Origin of the sequence: Pseudomonas sp. NPDC087342 (assembly GCF_044744265.1) — a bacterium.
Taxonomy (GTDB): Bacteria; Pseudomonadota; Gammaproteobacteria; order Pseudomonadales; family Pseudomonadaceae; genus Aquipseudomonas; species Aquipseudomonas nunensis.
Map to the genome: position 1 here is coordinate 331,306 of NZ_JBIUXZ010000004.1, position 17,303 is coordinate 348,608.

General features: G+C 60.7%; 15 protein-coding genes and 1 pseudogene. 4 read left to right on the forward strand and 12 right to left on the reverse strand.

Translation table 11 applies throughout. The features are described 5' to 3' along the window. Positions 1-50 precede the first annotated feature (50 nt). The 6 genes from ACIOYV_RS13835 to ACIOYV_RS13860 form a co-directional block, all read right to left on the reverse strand. Positions 51-1,382 carry a DUF58 domain-containing protein gene (locus ACIOYV_RS13835; protein ID WP_401324355.1) on the reverse strand — a complete coding sequence of 444 codons (1,332 nt, stop codon included), beginning with the start codon at positions 1,380-1,382 and terminating at the stop codon, positions 51-53. A gap of 145 nt (positions 1,383-1,527) precedes the next feature. After that, a complete protein-coding gene (locus tag ACIOYV_RS13840) occupies positions 1,528-2,526 on the reverse strand; it encodes an AAA family ATPase (protein WP_401324357.1) in 999 nt (332 codons plus the stop codon). Then, entirely contained in the window at positions 2,523-3,686 is a 1,164-nt protein-coding gene (locus tag ACIOYV_RS13845; RefSeq protein WP_401324359.1) for a DUF4350 domain-containing protein, read from the reverse strand. Before ACIOYV_RS13845 ends, ACIOYV_RS13840 begins: the two co-directional genes overlap by 4 nt. Continuing rightward, a complete protein-coding gene (locus ACIOYV_RS13850) occupies positions 3,683-5,230 on the reverse strand; it encodes a DUF4129 domain-containing protein (RefSeq protein WP_401324361.1) in 1,548 nt (515 codons plus the stop codon). The genes ACIOYV_RS13845 and ACIOYV_RS13850 overlap by 4 nt, the downstream gene beginning before the upstream one ends. Further along, entirely contained in the window at positions 5,217-6,194 is a 978-nt protein-coding gene (locus ACIOYV_RS13855) for a stage II sporulation protein M (protein WP_401324363.1), read from the reverse strand. Before ACIOYV_RS13855 ends, ACIOYV_RS13850 begins: the two co-directional genes overlap by 14 nt. Beyond that, positions 6,191-6,916 (reverse strand): RDD family protein, encoded by a 726-nt coding sequence (locus tag ACIOYV_RS13860; protein ID WP_401324365.1) that lies wholly within the window; start codon positions 6,914-6,916, stop codon positions 6,191-6,193. The genes ACIOYV_RS13855 and ACIOYV_RS13860 overlap by 4 nt, the downstream gene beginning before the upstream one ends. A 186-nt stretch (positions 6,917-7,102) precedes the next feature. On the opposite strand from ACIOYV_RS13860, the gene sbcB reads away from it, so the two are divergent. Beyond that, positions 7,103-8,533 (forward strand): exodeoxyribonuclease I, encoded by a 1,431-nt coding sequence (gene sbcB / locus ACIOYV_RS13865; RefSeq protein ID WP_401324367.1) that lies wholly within the window; start codon positions 7,103-7,105, stop codon positions 8,531-8,533. 97 nt (positions 8,534-8,630) lie between these two features. Here sbcB and mvaT read toward each other — a convergent pair whose 3' ends face one another. Beyond that, positions 8,631-9,008: a histone-like nucleoid-structuring protein MvaT gene (gene mvaT / locus ACIOYV_RS13870; RefSeq protein ID WP_007933316.1), complete on the reverse strand. Its 378-nt coding sequence runs from the start codon at positions 9,006-9,008 to the stop codon at positions 8,631-8,633. A gap of 340 nt (positions 9,009-9,348) precedes the next feature. Between mvaT and purU the strand changes: the two genes are divergently transcribed. Then, positions 9,349-10,197: a formyltetrahydrofolate deformylase gene (purU, locus tag ACIOYV_RS13875; RefSeq protein ID WP_054045042.1), complete on the forward strand. Its 849-nt coding sequence runs from the start codon at positions 9,349-9,351 to the stop codon at positions 10,195-10,197. Positions 10,198-10,279: 82 nt separating this feature from the next. Next, a complete protein-coding gene (locus ACIOYV_RS13880) occupies positions 10,280-10,456 on the forward strand; it encodes a hypothetical protein (RefSeq protein WP_401324369.1) in 177 nt (58 codons plus the stop codon). Positions 10,457-10,586: 130 nt separating this feature from the next. Here ACIOYV_RS13880 and ACIOYV_RS13885 read toward each other — a convergent pair whose 3' ends face one another. From ACIOYV_RS13885 to ACIOYV_RS13905, 5 genes and pseudogenes are all read right to left on the reverse strand, one after another. Then, entirely contained in the window at positions 10,587-11,582 is a 996-nt protein-coding gene (locus tag ACIOYV_RS13885) for a YbhN family protein (protein ID WP_401324371.1), read from the reverse strand. Further along, on the reverse strand, positions 11,579-12,355 hold the full coding sequence (locus tag ACIOYV_RS13890) for a DUF2334 domain-containing protein (RefSeq protein ID WP_401324373.1): 777 nt from the start codon (positions 12,353-12,355) through the stop codon (positions 11,579-11,581). The genes ACIOYV_RS13885 and ACIOYV_RS13890 overlap by 4 nt, the downstream gene beginning before the upstream one ends. After that, complete coding sequence (locus ACIOYV_RS13895) at positions 12,348-13,469, reverse strand: glycosyltransferase family 4 protein (RefSeq protein WP_401324375.1); 1,122 nt, start codon at positions 13,467-13,469, stop codon at positions 12,348-12,350. The genes ACIOYV_RS13890 and ACIOYV_RS13895 overlap by 8 nt, the downstream gene beginning before the upstream one ends. Positions 13,470-13,662: 193 nt before the next feature. Then, entirely contained in the window at positions 13,663-14,427 is a 765-nt protein-coding gene (locus tag ACIOYV_RS13900) for a methyl-accepting chemotaxis protein (RefSeq protein ID WP_375538741.1), read from the reverse strand. 93 nt (positions 14,428-14,520) lie between these two features. Then, positions 14,521-15,552 (reverse strand): annotated as a pseudogene (locus tag ACIOYV_RS13905) (cache domain-containing protein); the annotation flags it as partial. 188 nt (positions 15,553-15,740) lie between these two features. On the opposite strand from ACIOYV_RS13905, the gene ACIOYV_RS13910 reads away from it, so the two are divergent. Beyond that, positions 15,741-17,228 (forward strand): helicase HerA-like domain-containing protein, encoded by a 1,488-nt coding sequence (locus tag ACIOYV_RS13910; RefSeq protein ID WP_401324377.1) that lies wholly within the window; start codon positions 15,741-15,743, stop codon positions 17,226-17,228. The last annotated feature ends 75 nt before the right edge of the window (positions 17,229-17,303 follow it).

Here is a 17,303-nt window from a genome sequence, read left to right on the forward strand (position 1 = left end):
CGGTAAACCGAATGGTGTAGACACCCGCCGTGGTGGGGATATGACGGGGGTTAAAACATCCCCGCTTTCTTCCAGCTCAAGTATTGCGTCACCAGCGTCGTACCCAAGTCTGCGGGCCGCGCATCGAGCATCGGCACACCATTCGCACTCAACCGCTCATGCAGTTCGGCCCTTGCATTCAAGTAATCCACCGTGCCGCAATACATCAACGCTTCAGGCAAGGTTTGCACCGGCGCTTGGCGCAGTTCGTCGAGGGTGTCTTCGCGCAGGCTGGCCACCATCACCCGGTGCTGTTGCCCAAGGCGTTGCACGGCGTTGAGCAGTTCATCGTCATCTTCATCGCGCAGGTTGGTGACCAGCACCACCAGTGACCGGCGTTTCTGCCGCGCCAGCAACTGGCTGACGGCGGCCTGATAGTCGGCGGGGCGCTGGGTGTTGTCGAGGTCGTAAACGCCGTTGAGCAAGACCTTGAGCTGGCCTGGGCCTTTGACCGGGGCGAGGTAGCGCGGTTGATCACAGGCAAAAGTACTCAGGCCCACCGCATCGCCCTGGCGCAAGGCCACGTAGCTGAGCAGCAGGCAGGCATTCAGCGCATGGTCGAAATGGCTGAGTTCGCCGTCCTGGCTGCGCATCCGTCGGCCGCAATCAAGCATGAAAATAACCTGCTGGTCGCGTTCGTCCTGGTACTCCCGGGCAATCGGTGTGCGCTGGCGGGCGGTGGCTTTCCAGTCGATCTGGCGCAGGCTGTCGCCTTCGCGAAATTCACGCAACTGGTGAAACTCCAGCCCCAGGCCTCGGCGCTGGCGCTGGCGAACGCCGAGCTGGCTCAGCCAGTTGTCCACCGCCAGCAACTGGCCGCCGTAGAGGCGGGCGAAGTCCGGGTAGACGCGGGTGCTGTCGGTCGCGGTCAGCAAGCGTTTGCCGGACCACAGGCCCAGTGGGCTTGGCAGGTTGATTTCGCAATGTTCGAAGGCGAAGTGCCCGCGCCTTAGAGGCCGCAGGCGGTAGCGGATCAGGCTGCGCTGGCCGGGTTGCAGTTCGACGGCTTGTGGCAGGTGTTCGACGCTCAGGCCGTCGGGGGCGTGATCGAAGATCTGCACGTTCAGCGGCTGGGCAAAATCATGCTCAAGCTCTAACTGCACTTCGCCCCAGCGGCCAAGCGCCAGACCGCCGGGCATTAACCGTTTGAGGCGCGGCGAAGGCAGGCGCTTGAGACGGATGGCGTCGTAGACCGCCAGTACCAGCAGCGCCAGCAACAACGCCCAACTGATCGATTGTAGGTTTTTCGGCATCGCGATATCTAGCGCCCGCAATGTTCCCAGCGCGATGCCCAGGGCGAGCAGGACGGATAGCCAGATCAGCAAGAGGCGAGAAGGCTTCATAGGCGCGCGCTTTCTGTGGCGAGGGAGCTTGCTCCCGTTCGGCTGCGCAGCAGTCGTAAATCTGCTGAACCTGAAATTTTGCGGCCGCTTCGCTGCTCAGCGGGAGCAAGCTCCCTCGCCACAGGGGTTGTGTACATGGTGGCGATCACAGGCGCGGTGCCGGGACTTGTTCGAGCATCTGGCCCAACACCTGATCGACGTCCAGCCCTTCAATATCCAGCTCCGGTGCAATCCGTACGCGATGGCGCAACACCGCCAGTGCACAGCCCTTGATGTCATCCGGGATCACGAACTCGCCACCACGCAACAACGCTCGCGCCCGGGCACAACGCACCAGCGCAATCGAGGCGCGTGGCCCGGCGCCGAGAGTCAGGCCGGGCCAGGTGCGCGTGGCGCGGGCCAGGCGGATCGCGTAGTCGAGCACCTGTTCGTCGAGGGGCAAGTCGCTGGCGATCCGTTGCAGCGCCATCACGTCCTTGGCTTGCAGCACGGTGCGCAGTGGCTGCACATCAAGCATGTCGGCGCGGGTCGAACGGGTGACCTGGCGCACCATGTCCAACTCCTGCTCGGCGTCGGGATAGTCCATGCGCACCTTGAGCATGAACCGATCCAGTTCGGCTTCCGGCAGGGCGTAAGTGCCTTCCTGTTCGATCGGGTTTTGCGTGGCGAGCACCATGAACGGTTGCGCGATCGGCAGTGCCCGGCCTTCGAGGGTGACCTGGCGTTCCTGCATCGCTTCAAGTAGCGCGGCTTGAGTTTTCGCCGGTGCGCGGTTGATCTCGTCGGCGAGCAACAGGTTGGTGAACAGTGGGCCCTTGCGCAGTTTGAACTGCTCGGTCTGCAGGTCGTACACCGCATGCCCGGTGACGTCGCTGGGCATCAGGTCCGGGGTGAACTGGATACGTGCGAACTCGCCCCCGAAGCAGCGGGCGAGGGCGCGGACCAGCAAGGTCTTGCCCAGCCCCGGCACGCCTTCGAGCAATACATGGCCACCGGCAATCAGCGCGGTGAGCACGTTATCGATCACGATGTCCTGGCCGATCACGGCTTTCTGCAATTCGCTGCGCACCGCCTGGGCCAATTGGCTGGCGCGCTGACGTTGCTGGGCGGCGTGGTTGGGTGTGCCGGGCTCGATGTCACTCATAAGGCATTCCTCAAGGTTTGCAGGTGGGCGACCTGACGGCTGAACTCAGCGCTGGACAGCCGCTGTTTCGGGCGCGGGCTCAGGGCCTGGCTGATGGCGCGGGTGGGTTGCCGGGTCAGGCGCGCGAGCACCAGCCATTGTTCGGCAACCGCCAAGTGTTCGAAACCGGGATGACGGCGGCGGGCACGGCGCAAGATGTCTTGCTGCAAACCGTGCAACAGGCTGTCCTGCCCATGGTGGCGCAGCATGAAATCGGCGCTGGCGCGCAGATGTTCCTGAAGTTGGCGACGGGCTCGCGGGGCCGGTTGCAGCAACGGGCCATGGCGCACGCCGACGTGCCAGCAAGCGAGGCCGATCAGCGCGGCGAGGGCGACCAGCGCCTGGGGGAAATACCGCAGCAGTAAGGTCAGCAGTGAATCGTGATCGGTGTTGTACAGCAGCGTCACGCTAGTGTCGGCGTTCAAGTACCAGAGCAGCCAGGCATTGTCGTATTGCTCGATGGCCGGGGCTTTCCACAGGTCGGCGTCGGTGACCACGGTGATCGAACCGAGGCCGTGGTTCAGTTGCATCATGTGCGTGGCCTTGCCACTGTTGGCCCAGGCCTGTGCGAGGTTCTTCGGATCTTCGAGATGGAACGCGGTGTCGAAACTGACGTAGGCAGGGGCGTCTTCGTCTTCCAGGTAGAGCTTGGTCAGGTTCGGATAAGGATCGGGGTCTGGATCGGGGGGTAGGTCCTTGAGGTCTTTGCTCAGGGATTGATGCAACTGCACCCGGTCGAGCAGCAGGTCATTGCTCTGGCCGGTTTTCTCATCCCACAACGACTCTGCGACAAATACCAGGCGCCCGCCGGCGCGGGTCCAGTTCAGGACCTGATCGATCTGGCGCGGGGTCATGTTCGAGCGGTCGCCGAACAGCAACAGGCTGTGCTGGCGCGGATCGATACCGGGCAGCACGTCGAGGCTGTTGGCGTGGGTGACAGGCACAGCGTGTTTGCGCAGAAACTGCTCCGCCGCCAGATACGGGTTGGCTCGGGCTTCGGGGGAGGGGCCGTGATCGACGATCTCCTGATAAGGAGTGGCCTTTAAGTACAGATAAAAGCACAACGCGCCGAATAGCACCGCGAGCACCGCGCCGAGGACCTGCCACCCACGCCGGTTCAACGGGCGGCTCCCGGATTGAACAGCGCGCGCCAGCCGTCACAGAGTTCCTGTTGCAACTGCGCTGGCGGCAGGCGATGCCCATAGGCCAGGTTCTGCCAGTGGCGGGTCAGGGTTTGACTGAAGGCCAGCAACGCCGGTTGCTGCAGTTGCCCGATGCGTTCCAGCACCTGGCCTTCGGTGTCGGCGTCTTTCAGGGGCAGATTGAAGTCATGCAGCAAACGACTGAGCAGCGCCCGATATAGCAGGCCGAGGGCCTCGCGAGGGTTGGTCTGCCAGAGCGCTTCGGCACTGGCGGCGACATCGGTGGGCAGGGTTTCGTGATGCACGTCCAGCCCGAACAGTTGCTTCGGCGCCGGGCGTTCCACCTTGTGGCGCCGGGTTGGCCGGCGGCTGACAAACGCTTGCAACCAGTCGCGATAGCGCCAGATCAATAACCCGATGGCCGCGATCACGGCGCCCCACAGCAACACTTCGATCAGCGTCGCCAAGGCACCGAAGCGAGGGTTGTCCAGCAGCCGCAGCAGCGCCTTCAACCATTCGGGCGTGGTGCCGTCGTCCGTTTTGGTCTGAGTGGCGGGTTTGTCTTCACCAAAACGATAGCGAGTGACGGATTCCTTGTTCTTGAACGGCGGCTGCTCAAGGATCGCCTTGATGCTGTCACGGGACGCCTGACTGGTCAGGGGTTGGTCCAGCAGACGTGGCGTGTCCGGCGAAATCACCGGCTCGGCGGCCCAGACGCTTTGCGCTGTCGGCATCATCACCAGCACCGCCAGCAACAGGGCGACCGCCGCGCTGCCCAGACGCTGGCGCATCCGGCGGAATACCAGTTCGATGTCCCAGGCTTCCAGCACCGTGCGCCGGTTCAGGTAGAGGCTGAAACCGCAGGCCACATAGATCGGTTCCCACACCACCAGCACCAACGCGTAGAAGGCATTGGTCAGGTGTTCCAGCCAGCGCCAATCGTGAGTAGTCGCGGCGATGAGGGTTTGCCAGTCCCAGTCGAGTTCGATCTGTTGCGGCAGCAGCAAGTAGAACAGCACCATCATGCCGATCCACAAGGCGCTTTCCAGGTGTACGCCGATGATCGTCAGCCACTGCGCGGCGCCAGCGTTGCGTTGCAGCAGCACGCGCAAGCGTTGTTGGCGGGCCGTGCCGTCCAGGCCTTCGAGTTGCACCACCGGCATCAGGAAGCTGCGGCTCAGGCTGAGGCGGCGCCAGGTCAGGCTGGCCAGCAATTGCGGTTTGAGCAGTCGTGGCCATTCGCGCAGCGCTTGTTTGAGCGTTGGCGTTTCACCGAACAGGGTTTTCGAGAGGATGTACAACGGCAGCCGTTCGAACGCCGGTTTGAGCCACCAGAAAATGAACACCGCCAGTGACGGCGAATCCCACAGCAGCAGGCTGAGCAGGATGAACACCGGCAAGGTCACGATGGCCCAACTGGTCATCAACAACCGGCGATGCCGTTGCGTCAGCAGCACACCGAGGTCCATGGCTTCCCAGGTATTGCGTGGGCGAATCACCACCGTGGCGTCACTCAGGCGCATGGCGAGTCCGTCCGGCGAACAGCAGATACAGCGCCATCAGAATCCAGAGCGCGGCGCCGACCAGGTATTTGGTCAGCGGCGTCGGCGCGGTCATGGATGACCAATAAGCTTCGATAAACGCTGCAATCAGCAGAAACAGCATCACCCCGCAAATCAGCAACACGCTTTTGCGCGCGGCGAAGCGCAACGCTTCGGCTCGGGACAGGCGCCCCGGTGCAATCAAGGCCCAGCCCAGTTGCAAACCAGCGGCGCCGGACAAGGCGATCGCGCTCAACTCGAAAGCCCCGTGACCCATCACAAATGACCAGAAGGTTTGCCCGTAGCCGATGTGGGTCAGGTGCCCGGCCACCGCGCCGATGGTCAAGCCGTTGAAGAACAGGAAAAACGCACTGCCCAGGCCAAACAGCAAACCGCTGGCGAAGGTCTGAAAGGCAATACCGATGTTGTGCATGATGTAGTAGCCGAACATCACCCAGTCTTCGCTGGCCGCCCGTTCGGCCGAACGCCCAAGGTGCCCGGCGACCGGGTCGTACATGCTTTGCATTTCGCTGACCTGATCGGCCGGGATCAGGTTGTAGATCAGGTCCGGGAAGAAATACACCAGCAAACCCATACCGACCAGACTGCCAAAAAACATCAGCCCGGCGGCAAGCACGAAGGGCCACTGTTGGCGCACCAGGCGTGGGAAGCCGGCCAGGATAAACGCCAGCGCGTTGGCCCCCAGTCGGCTGCGATGCCGATAAAACTGTTGATGCCCGCGCAGCACCTGATGCTGCAACGAGTCCACCAGGAAACTGCTGTAACCGCGCTCCCGGGCCAAGGCCAAATGGTGACAGAGGCGACGATAGTCTTTCGGAAAACTGGCGATGCGTGAGGCGTCCTTGCCCCGTTCCAGGCGGTCGAGGATGAGGGCGAATTGCTCCCATTCGGCCTTGTGGCGACTCTCGAAAAGGCTTTGCTTCATGTGGGGCCCAACAAGCCGCGGGCGATGCCGTTGAGTTCGGCCACAGCCCTTGGCGCCGGAACCTGCAACGGTTGGGCGAGGATGCTCGCCAGTTCATTCACTCGTGCCGGGGAGAGCTCGCCCTGGCGTTCGGCAAAACCGAGGACGGCGCGCTGTTCGGTGAGGGTCAGGGCAAAAGTCGGGCGCCGGGGTTGGGCGTCGGGCAGGTCGGGGCGGGTCAGCGGTTTTTCGCTGTAGATCACCAGCGTACCGGCGGCAATGTCGCCCAGGCGTTTGAAGGTGGGATGTTGCAGGCAACTGATGGCGCCTAGGAAGTAGCCGAACGGCAGCAGGTCGACAAAACGCAGCAGGTTGCGCAGCAGCGAGGCCGACCAGCCAACCGGCGTGCCGTCGTCCTGTACCACGCGCAGGCCCATCCACTGCTTGCCCGGCGAGCGGCCCTGGTTGAACACTTCGAACAACACCATGTACCACCAACTGACCCCGAACAGCAGGATCGAGCCCAGCCCTGCACCGAGTTTGCCGAGAAACGCCAGGACGAAAAACAACAGACCAAGGATCAACCCGCGCAAACCAAGGTCGATGCTGAACGCCAGTGCACGGACCATCAACCCGGCCGGACGCAGCGGCAAGTCGATACCTTCCGGCGTTTCGACTTGATACCGCGTGTCCAGAGGCGGGGACAGCGTCGCTTTCCTTGGCAGTGCTGTGGTCTCGAGCATGGGCAACCTGAGTGATGTGGCCGGATCGGGATTCAATGTCTGTCCGATGCTAGCAGCCTCTCGGGTGAAAACGACATAACTATGTATTGCACGATGCAAGGCCGTAAATGATTGAATGACAAGATGACTGGCCGCAGCGACTGGTCTGCGCCTAGACTTCGCCGGTCTTCAGTTCAGGAATAGCCCGTGACCTCCATCTTCTGGTACGACTATGAAACCACTGGCATCAACCCCCGTTGCGACCGCCCGCTGCAAGTCGCCGGGATTCGCACCGACTTTGACCTCAATGAAATAGACGAGCCGGTCAATCTGTATTGCCAGCCCAGTGACGACATCCTGCCGCATCCGGCAGCGTGCGCGATCACTGGCATCACGCCGGGTCGTCTGGCCGAACAAGGCTTGAGCGAAGCCGATTTCATGACCCGGGTGCATGCCCAGCTTGCGGCCCCCGGCACCTGTGGCGCCGGTTACAACACGTTGCGTTTTGACGACGAGATGACCCGTTACAGCCTGTATCGAAACTTTTTCGATCCGTATGCCCGCGAGTGGCAGGGCGGCAACAGTCGCTGGGACCTGATCGATGTGGTGCGCGCTGCCTATGCCTTGCGCCCTGATGGCCTGGCCTGGCCCACGGACGACGAAGGGCGGGTGACGTTGAAGCTGGATCGCCTGACGGTCGCCAATAACATCGATCACGGCAATGCCCACGAAGCCTTGTCGGACGTACGAGCGACGATTGCCCTGGCCCGTCTGGTCCGGGAAAAACAACCGAAGCTGTATGACTGGCTGTTCCAGTTGCGCAGTAAACAAAAGGTGATGGATCAGGTTCGGCTGTTGCAACCGATGGTGCACATTTCCGGGCGATTCTCGGCGGCGCGCAGTTTTGTCGGTGTGGTGTTGCCTTTGGCCTGGCACCCGCGAAACAAGAACGCACTGATCGTCTGTGACCTGCACCTGGACCCCCAGGGCTTGCTCGACCTGGATGCCGAGACGTTGCGTCAGCGCTTGTATACCCGCCGTGATGATCTGGCGGAAGGCGAGCTGCCGGTACCGCTCAAACTCATTCATATCAATAAGTGCCCGGTGGTGGCACCGCTGTCGGTACTTCGTCCTGAAGATCAGCAACGGCTGGGGCTGGATATGGCGCTATATCAGGCGCGGGCACTGCGGCTAAGTGACGCACAACAAGTTTGGCGAGATAAAGTCATGGCGATTTATGCCAGCGAAGATTTCGCCACGAGCCAGGACCCGGAGCAACAGTTATACGATGGATTTATCGGTGATCGGGACCGGCGTCTATGTGAGCAAGTCCGGGCCTCTGACCCAGTGCAATTAGCGCAACAACAATGGCCGTTCGATGATGAACGTTTACCGGAATTATTGTTTCGATATCGCGCACGCAACTTCCCCGATACGTTGAATTTCGAAGAGCAAGAACGCTGGCGGATGTTTTGTCAGCAACGTTTGTCTGCTCCTGAGTGGGGGGCGCCTAATACCCTCGAATCTTTTGCGCAGGCGACGGCTCAATTGACGATAAGTGCTACACCGTTTCAGCAACAGGTACTCAATGAATGGCAGAATTATGTCCAGGCATTACGCAAACGTTTGAGTCTTTGAATTCGAATGAAGTCGCCTGAATGCCAGGCATAAAAAAACGCCAGCATCAGCTGGCGTTCTTTTTTGTCACAGAACCGGTCTGCGACAGGCGTGCGGCTTAGCCCAGCAGGGTAGCCCAGCCTTCAACCACGTCACCGCCCCACTTGGCTTTCCACTCTTTCAGAGTTTTGTGGTTGCCACCTTTGGTTTCGATGACTTCGCCGTTGTGCGGGTTTTTGTATTGTTTAACTTTGCGAGCACGCTTGGTGCCGGTAGTTTTTACTGCGCCGCCGCGTGGTGCTTTGGTTTTGGACTCTGGATCCAACAGCGCGATGATGTCACGCAGGGATTTGGAGTATTCACCCATCAGGGTGCGCAGTTTGCCTTCGAATTCCAGCTCGGTTTGCAGTTTGTCGTCTTGGGACAGATTCTTCAAACGGGCTTGCAGCTCTTTGATAGCTTCTTCGGTGGCGCGGTATTCGTTGATCAAGGACATTGAGGACTACCTTATGTAGGTCGCGGGATGGCAGGGACAGTGCGGCAATAATAGTCAGGCTGTTTCATCAAGTAAACATTTAACCGGAGTTTATTTAATTTAGTTGCGGTGAGTCCGTCACAAATTTGATGTGTTGTTAAATACTGTCAGGGGAATCAACACAGATATTCACAATTGATCTCTTGAAGATGGGCTGCAAGAACACCATCGCGCGTGCCGGGGGCGCGACCAAAAAACTGCGGCGCTGCACGGCGTGCAGATCAGGACGTCATCAATACTGCAGTTTTGCTGCGCAGTCGCTAGAATGGCGGCCTTTGCGAAGTTCTGGAGTTTGACCCTCATGCGCACTTTTCGGCTGGTGATTGCTTGCCCGGACCGCGTCGGCATCGTTGCTAAAGTCAGTAACTTTCTGGCGTCACATAACGGCTGGATCACTGAAGCGAGCCATCACTCGGATAATCTCAGTGGCTGGTTCTTCATGCGTCACGAAATTCGTGCCGATTCGCTGCCTTTCGGCCTCGAAGCCTTTCGCGAAGCGTTCGCGCCGATTGCCGAAGAGTTCTCGATGAACTGGCGCATTACCGATACCGCGCAGAAAAAACGCGTGGTGTTGATGGCCAGTCGTGAATCCCATTGCCTGGCGGACTTGTTGCACCGCTGGCACAGCGATGAACTGGACTGCGAAATTTCCTGCGTGATTTCCAACCATGATGACTTGCGCAGCATGGTCGAGTGGCACGGCATTCCTTACTACCACGTACCGGTCAATCCGCAGGACAAAGAGCCTGCCTTTGCTGAAGTTTCGCGGCTGGTTAAACAGCACGATGCCGAAGTGGTAGTACTTGCTCGTTACATGCAGATTCTGCCGCCGGAGTTGTGCAGCGAATATGCCCACAAGGTGATTAACATTCACCACAGCTTCCTGCCGTCGTTCGTCGGGGCCAAGCCGTACCACCAGGCTTCCCTGCGTGGCGTGAAGTTGATTGGCGCCACGTGCCACTACGTCACCGAAGAACTAGACGCCGGTCCGATCATCGAGCAAGACGTGGTGCGCGTCAGCCACAGCGACAGCATCGAAGACATGGTGCGCTTCGGCCGCGATGTCGAGAAGATGGTGCTGGCCCGTGGTTTGCGTTATCACCTGGAAGACCGCGTGCTGGTGCACGGCAATAAAACTGTCGTGTTCTAACCACCGCGCAGTTGAAATTCGAAGGGCCTGAGCGTTCAATCGCTTCAGGCCCTTCGCCGTTTCTGCACTGAGGACATTGACCATGGCCGATCCACTGGACAAAGCCACTTCCAAGGCGCCCGCCACATTAGGCGAGGGTTGCTTGAGTCGTTATGACCCGGACGACATGAGCCCGGAGGACGGCACGGAGTTTCCCGGTGCTGCCGAGTTATGGGAGAAGGTGAAGCCGGAGTCCGACGATGAAGGGGTTAAACCCTGAAAAGAACTCCTACGGGGAAACTCATCACACCTGTAGGAGCGAGGCTTGCCCGCGAAAGCGCTGTGCCTGCCAACATCAATATTGAATGTCCCACCGTCTTCGCGGGCAAGCCTCGCTCCTGCATTGGGCTTCAGGCTTGCTTGAACTTCATCAACTTCTTGAGCAGCGGCCGCCCGAGCATTATTAAAAACACCGGCCCGCCGACCACCAGATAAAAGTAATACGTCACTGCCCGCCAGATCAGAATCGCCGCCGCCGCGGTGGATTTCCCCACCATCGGTGCCAACAGCGCCGCCGACGTCAATTCCGCCGCCCCGGCACCGCCCGGCAACAGGCTGAATTGCCCCGCACTCAGCGAAAGCATCTGGATCAGAAAACTCCAGGCCCACTGCAAATCCGCCCCAAGCCCGCGCAACGCCAGGTACAACACGCTGTAGCGCAAAACCCAATGCACACAGGTCAAGGCAAAAACTTTGATCAACGTCTGATAAGGCAGCTTCAACGTGTCAGTGAACGCCGCCAGAAAGTGCAGGAGTTTTCGCGCCCAGCGCAGGCGTGTGGTGGCTTTGACATTCAGACGCGCCAGAAGCCGGCCGCTCAGGCGAATCAACAAACGGTGATAACGCGCCACGACCACGCAACTGACCAACCCGCCGAACATCGAGATGGCGCTGACCGTCAGCAGCCATTCCATGCGCTGGCTGAGGTGCTGGAACAACGCGTAAATCAGAATCCCGCTCAGGGCGCAGAGGAAAAACAGCAGATCGCTCAACTGATCCATGGCAAACACTGCGCTGCCCCTGGCCGGGCGCACGCCGTTGCGGGCCAGCAGGGCCATGATGGTTAGCGGCCCGCCACTGCCGCCGGGTGTGGCGCAGTAGGCAAATTCGGCGGCCATTACCACGCCGAGGCTTTTGACGCGGCTGACCTTGTCGCGCTGATCGCCCAGCAACAGGCGCAGGCGCATGGTGTTGACCACCCAGCACAGCAAGATCATGCCGAACATGATCAGCAAACCGCTCAACGGAAAGCTTTGCAGGCGCGACCAGGTTTCGTTGCCGCCCAGCACCAACGGGATCATTACCGCCGCGAGCAGGGCGAGGAACAGCAGAATCCCGCGACTCATGCGGCGCGGCCGATTCGGTCTTGGTGCAGCGTCAGCCAGTTGGCCTTGGTCATTGGCACACGGCCCTCGTCGAGTAAGCGTTTAAGGGTTTGTAGCCAGTAATCGCGGGAAAATCCATGGCGCATGTCCACCGGGTGCAAACCCAGGCGAATCACCGGCGCTTGCTGCCAGCGCTGTTCGCGTTGATCGCTGAGCAGTTTCGACAGCCCGCGGCGCCAGGCACTGCGTGCACTCCAGACCAGTCCCGGAGCATCAATCGGGCTGAAGTCCGGCAAACGATACAGGTGTTGCGAATCGCTGGTGTAACTCAATGGCAGCTGACGCAACGCTTGGCGCGTGCCTTCGCTCATCAGCCAGGCCGGAGCGACGAAGCCCTGCAAGGGCCAACGGTAACGCTGAAACACTTCGATACCGGCGCGCAGGCGGGCGAGCGCTGCTGCCTGGGACAGGCTATAGAACTCGCCTTCGTGGGTGTAGATGCGCCGCATGAACCAGTCTTTAGGCGTGGTGGCCGGCGGACTGTCGTCACAATGAAAGTAACCGTGCAGCGCCAGTTCATCGCCCCGGTCGACACGACCGCTCAACATCCGCCGAAAACCTGGATGTGCCTCCAGATCGTTGTGTTTGTGGAAGTCGGGCACCACCAGCCAGGTTATCGGCACGCCGCCCAAGGCATCGACGGCGTCGACAAAAGGTTGGTAATCGGCCCAGGTCTGCGGCGCCACATCGTGCAGCACCAACAGCAACGCCGGTGGGGGCGTGGACTCAACCATTGGCGGTCAGCGGCCATTGAGTGCCGAGCACGGCGTGATAATGGCCGAGCAGGCTGTTGACCACCGCGTCCCAGGCGTAATGCCGTTCGACATGCTGCCGGGCTTGTTCGCCGAGCGTGACGCTGCCGCGGCTGAACAACTCGCGAACGGCGTTGGCCATGGCCAGTGGATTGTTCGGTGTGCAGAGCAGGCCGCATTGCTCGGTGACAATTTCCTGAAAAGCCCCGGCCGCCACCGCCACCACTGGAATACCACTGGCCATGGCTTCGAGGATCACCAGGCCGAAGGTTTCCTGGTCGCCCGCATGCAGCAGCGCATCGGCGCTGGCCATCAACCGTGCGACTTGCGGCGCCGGGCAGAACTCATCCACCACCGTGACGTTGTCCGGCACCTGCGCCGGCATCGAGGAACCCACCAGCAACAAATGATAGCGAGGCCCCAGGCGACGCATGCAGTTGAGCAGCACTGGCAGGTTTTTCTCCTTGGAACCGCGACCGGCGAAGATCAGTAGTCGGGTGTCTTCAGCAATGCCCAGTTCGGCCCGCAGACCGGGGTCGCGGGCAGTGGGGTTAAAGGTTTGCAAGTCGACGCCCAGGGGCTGCACGAACACATTGCGTACGCCGAGGCCGATCAGCTTATTCGCCATGACCTGGCTCGGCGCGAGCACCCGGTCGAAGTTGCCATAGAGCTTGCTGACGTAGGCCTCGACATTATTGGTCACCCAATTTCCCATGCGATTGCTGACCAGTAATGGCAGGTCCGAGTGATAGAAGCCGATCACTGGCACATCCAGTTGCCGCCGCGCATCCAGCGCCGCCCACGCGGTGAGGTACGGGTCGCCGACTTCGATCAGGTCGGGTTGCAGATCCTGCAAGACATTGCGCCATGGCGCCAAACGGAGAGGAAAACGATAACCCTTGCCGAAGGGCAGGGCGGGGGCGGGGACCTGATACACACCGTCTTGTTCGCTGAAGTGTTTGCCCGGTATCAACAGGCTGTGACGAATGCCCGGCTTTACGCCGAGGCGACGGTGCTTGGCATCCAGATAAGTGCGCACGCCACCGCTCGCAGGGGCGTAGAACATGGTTATGTCCGCGATATGCACGATGAACATCCCTCCGGTCCGGTCCTCTCCCTAGGTTGACCTTTATGAAGGATAGATGTTCGTTTGGGGTTTTGCGGGCGGGGGGGCAGCGAGGTGTTTCGGGGTTTTGCAGACCGCCTTCGCGGGCAAGCCTCGCTCCTACAGGGTTGTGTGATCCCTTGTAGGAGCGAGGCTTGCCCGCGAAGAGGCCCTCAAATACAACCTAAATACGGAAACTGCCCACCAACTGCTTCAACCGCGCCGCCTGCTGTTCCAGGTCCGAACACGCGCGCAACGTCGATTGCAGGTTTTCCACGCCTTCCTGGTTCAGCGTGTTGATCTCGGTGATGTCGACGTTGATCGACTCCACCACGGCTGTCTGCTCCTCGGTCGCGGTCGCCACCGACTGGTTCATGCCGTCGATCTCGCCGATGCGCAAGGTCACGCTGTTCAGGCGTTCGCCGGCCAGGTTGGCGATTTCTACGCTGTCCTGGCTGTGGCGCTGGCTTTCGCTCATGGTGCTGACGGATTCCCGGGCGCCGACTTGCAGCTCCTCGATCATGGTCTGCACCTGTTGCGCCGATTCCTGGGTACGGTGCGCCAGGTTGCGCACCTCGTCGGCCACCACCGCGAAACCACGTCCGGCCTCACCGGCACGCGCCGCTTCAATCGCAGCGTTGAGCGCCAGCAGGTTGGTTTGTTGGGAGATGCTGGTGATCACTTCGAGAATCTGCCCGATGTTCACGGTTTTGCTGTTCAGCGACTCGATGTTGGTGCTCGACGCACTGAGCATGCTCGACAGCTGATTCATCGCCTTGATGCTGCGATCCACCACTTGCTGGCCATCTTCGGCCAGGCTGCGGGCATCGCTGGCCTGGTTCGACGCTTGCGCGGCGTTGCGCGCAATTTCCTGGGCGGCGGCGCCGAGCTGGTTGATCGCTGCAGCCACGCTGTTGGTGCGCGAAGCCTGCTGGTCGGAATTGAACATCGACGAGTTCGAAGCCGCGACCACACGCAGGGCGACTTCGTTGACTTGGCCGGTGGCCGAGGACACTTCGCGGATCGACGTATGAATCCGCTCCACGAACCGGTTGAAAGCGGTACCGAGGACGCCGAATTCGTCCTGGTTTTGAATCGTCAGGCGTTTGGTCAGGTCGCCTTCACCGTCGGCGATGTCTTCCATCGCGCGGGTCATGACGTGCAGCGGCTGGATCAGGATGCGGATCAGCATGCCGAGCAGGGCGATGATGATGGCGACGGCAATCACCGTCGCAATCACCGCCGAGGCGCGGAACTCGCTGAGCATGGCGAAGGCTTTGTCCTTGTCCACGGACAGGCCGATGTACCAATTGACCGACGGCAGGCCTTTGATCGCGGTGAAGGTCACGATGCGGGTTTTGCCATCGACTTCGACTTCACTGTAATCGCTGCTGATGCGCGGGGTATTTTTCGGGTAAGCCTCGCTGAGGGATTTCATCACCAGGGCTTTGTCCGGGTGCACCAGGATCTTGCCATCGGCGCTGACCAGAAAGGCATAACCCATGCCGTCGAAATCCCGGGCGCTGAGGGTATCGATCAAGGTTTGCAGGCTCAGGTCGCCGCCCACTACACCGACGCTTTGTCCGGCCTTTTTCGAGGCGGTGGCGATGGAAATGATGGTCTGGCCGGTGGCCGCGTCGATATACGGTTCGGTCAGGGTCGCCGTGCTGCTGCTTTCGGCGCCTTTGTACCAAGGGCGAACCCGTGGGTCGAAGCCGTCAGGCATCTTTACATCCGGGCGGATGCTGAAGTGGCCGGTGGCGTCGCCGAGGTAGGACGCCATGAACGTCGACGTCAGGGCTTTCTGTTCAAGCAGGCTGGCGACGGTGGACTGTTCAGGGTTGATGGCGATGTTTTGCGCAAGGTTGTCGATCAGCAGGATGCGACCGGTCAGCCAGGTTTGAATGTTACTGGCTGTGACCTCGCCCATTTCGTTGAGGTAGTTGTCCAGGTCTTCGCGAATCGCATTGCGTTGCAAATAGTCGTTGTACAGCGTGAACGAGGCAAAGGCAGCAATGACGATCAGGGCGGCGGCAAGCAGTATCTTATGGCTGAAGCGCAGATTTTTATTCATGGCTTGGGGTGTCCGCTAAGGTCTTATATGTCCAAGGCGTGCTTTTATAAAGACGCGCAAAATGGGCAGTGTTGAAATCAAGCTGATATTCCGTCTCTCCTTAAGGGACTACCGAGGCTCTTTTCAGTCGTGTTTCTCACTTCTTTTTATCGGCCGTGAAGGATCAAAGATTAACCATGGGTGACAAAATGCCTGACTCATCGCAACTCGTTCTCGGTGCTGACCAAGCCGGGCAGCCGATCGCCCAGGCCATGCGCCTGGCGAACCGTCACGGTCTGGTCGCGGGCGCCACCGGCACCGGCAAGACCGTCACGTTGCAGCGCTTGGCCGAAGCTTTCAGCGACGCCGGCGTGGCGGTGTTTGCCGCCGACATCAAGGGTGACCTGTGTGGTCTGGGCGCCGCCGGCAACCCGCAGGGCAAGGTCGCCGAGCGGATCGCCGGGATGCCGTGGCTGAACTACAAACCCCAGGCGTATCCCGTGACCCTGTGGGATATTCACGGCGAGTCTGGTCATCCATTGCGCACCACCCTGAGTGAAATGGGCCCGCTGCTGATCGGCGCCCTGTTGGAATTGAGCGACAGCCAGCAGTCGGCGCTGTATGCCGCATTCAAGGTCGCGGACCGCGAAGGCCTGTTGCTGCTGGACCTCAAGGATTTGAAAGCGCTGCTCAATCACCTGCGCGACAACCCGCAATTGCTGGGCGACGACGCGGCATTGATGACCACCGGCTCCAGTCAGGCCCTGCTACGACGCCTGGCGATCCTGGAGCAACAGGGCGCGGAAGCCTTGTTCGGCGAACCGGCGCTGCAACTCGAAGACATCCTGCAACCGACCGCCGATGGCCGCGGGCGCATTCACTTGCTCGATGCCAGCCGTCTGGTGCACGAAGCGCCGAAGGTCTACGCGACGTTCCTGCTGTGGCTGCTGGCGGAGTTGTTCGAGCAACTGCCGGAACGTGGCGATGCGGACAAACCGCTGCTGGCGTTGTTTTTCGACGAAGCGCACTTGTTGTTCGCCGACACCCCCAAGGCGTTGCAGGAGCGTCTGGAGCAAGTGGTGCGGTTGATTCGCTCCAAAGGTGTCGGCGTGTATTTCGTCACCCAGTCCCCAGGCGACTTGCCGGACGACGTGCTGGCCCAACTCGGCCTGCGGGTCCAGCATGGCTTGCGGGCATTCACCGCCAAGGAACAGAAATCCCTGCGCGCGGTGGCTGACGGCTTCCGGCCGAACCCGGCGTTTGACGCCTTGTCGGTGTTGACCGAACTGGGAATCGGCGAGGCGCTGGTCGGCACCTTGCAGGACAAGGGCACGCCGGAGATGGTCCAGCGGGTCTTGGTCGCACCGCCACAATCGAGGATCGGGCCGTTGACCGAAACCGAACGCACCGTGTTGATCGCCGGGTCGCCGTTCAAGGGGCGTTATGACAAGCCGGTTGATCGTGAATCCGCGTATGAAGTGTTGATGGGGCGCAAGGGCCTGGCGCCGGAGGCTGACGCGACACCGGGTAAACCGGCGGCAGAAGAGCCAAGCTTCACTGACAAGGCCGGGGAATTCCTCGGCACGGCGGCGGGGCAGGCACTGAAATCGGCGATGCGACAGGCGGCCAATCAATTGGGCCGACAGTTGGTACGCGGGTTGATGGGGTCGCTACTCGGTGGCAGCAAAAAACGCTAATCCCCTGTAGGAGCGAGGCTTGCCCGCGAAGAGGCCCTCAAGGGCACCAAAAGCTTCGCGGGCAAGCCTCGCTCC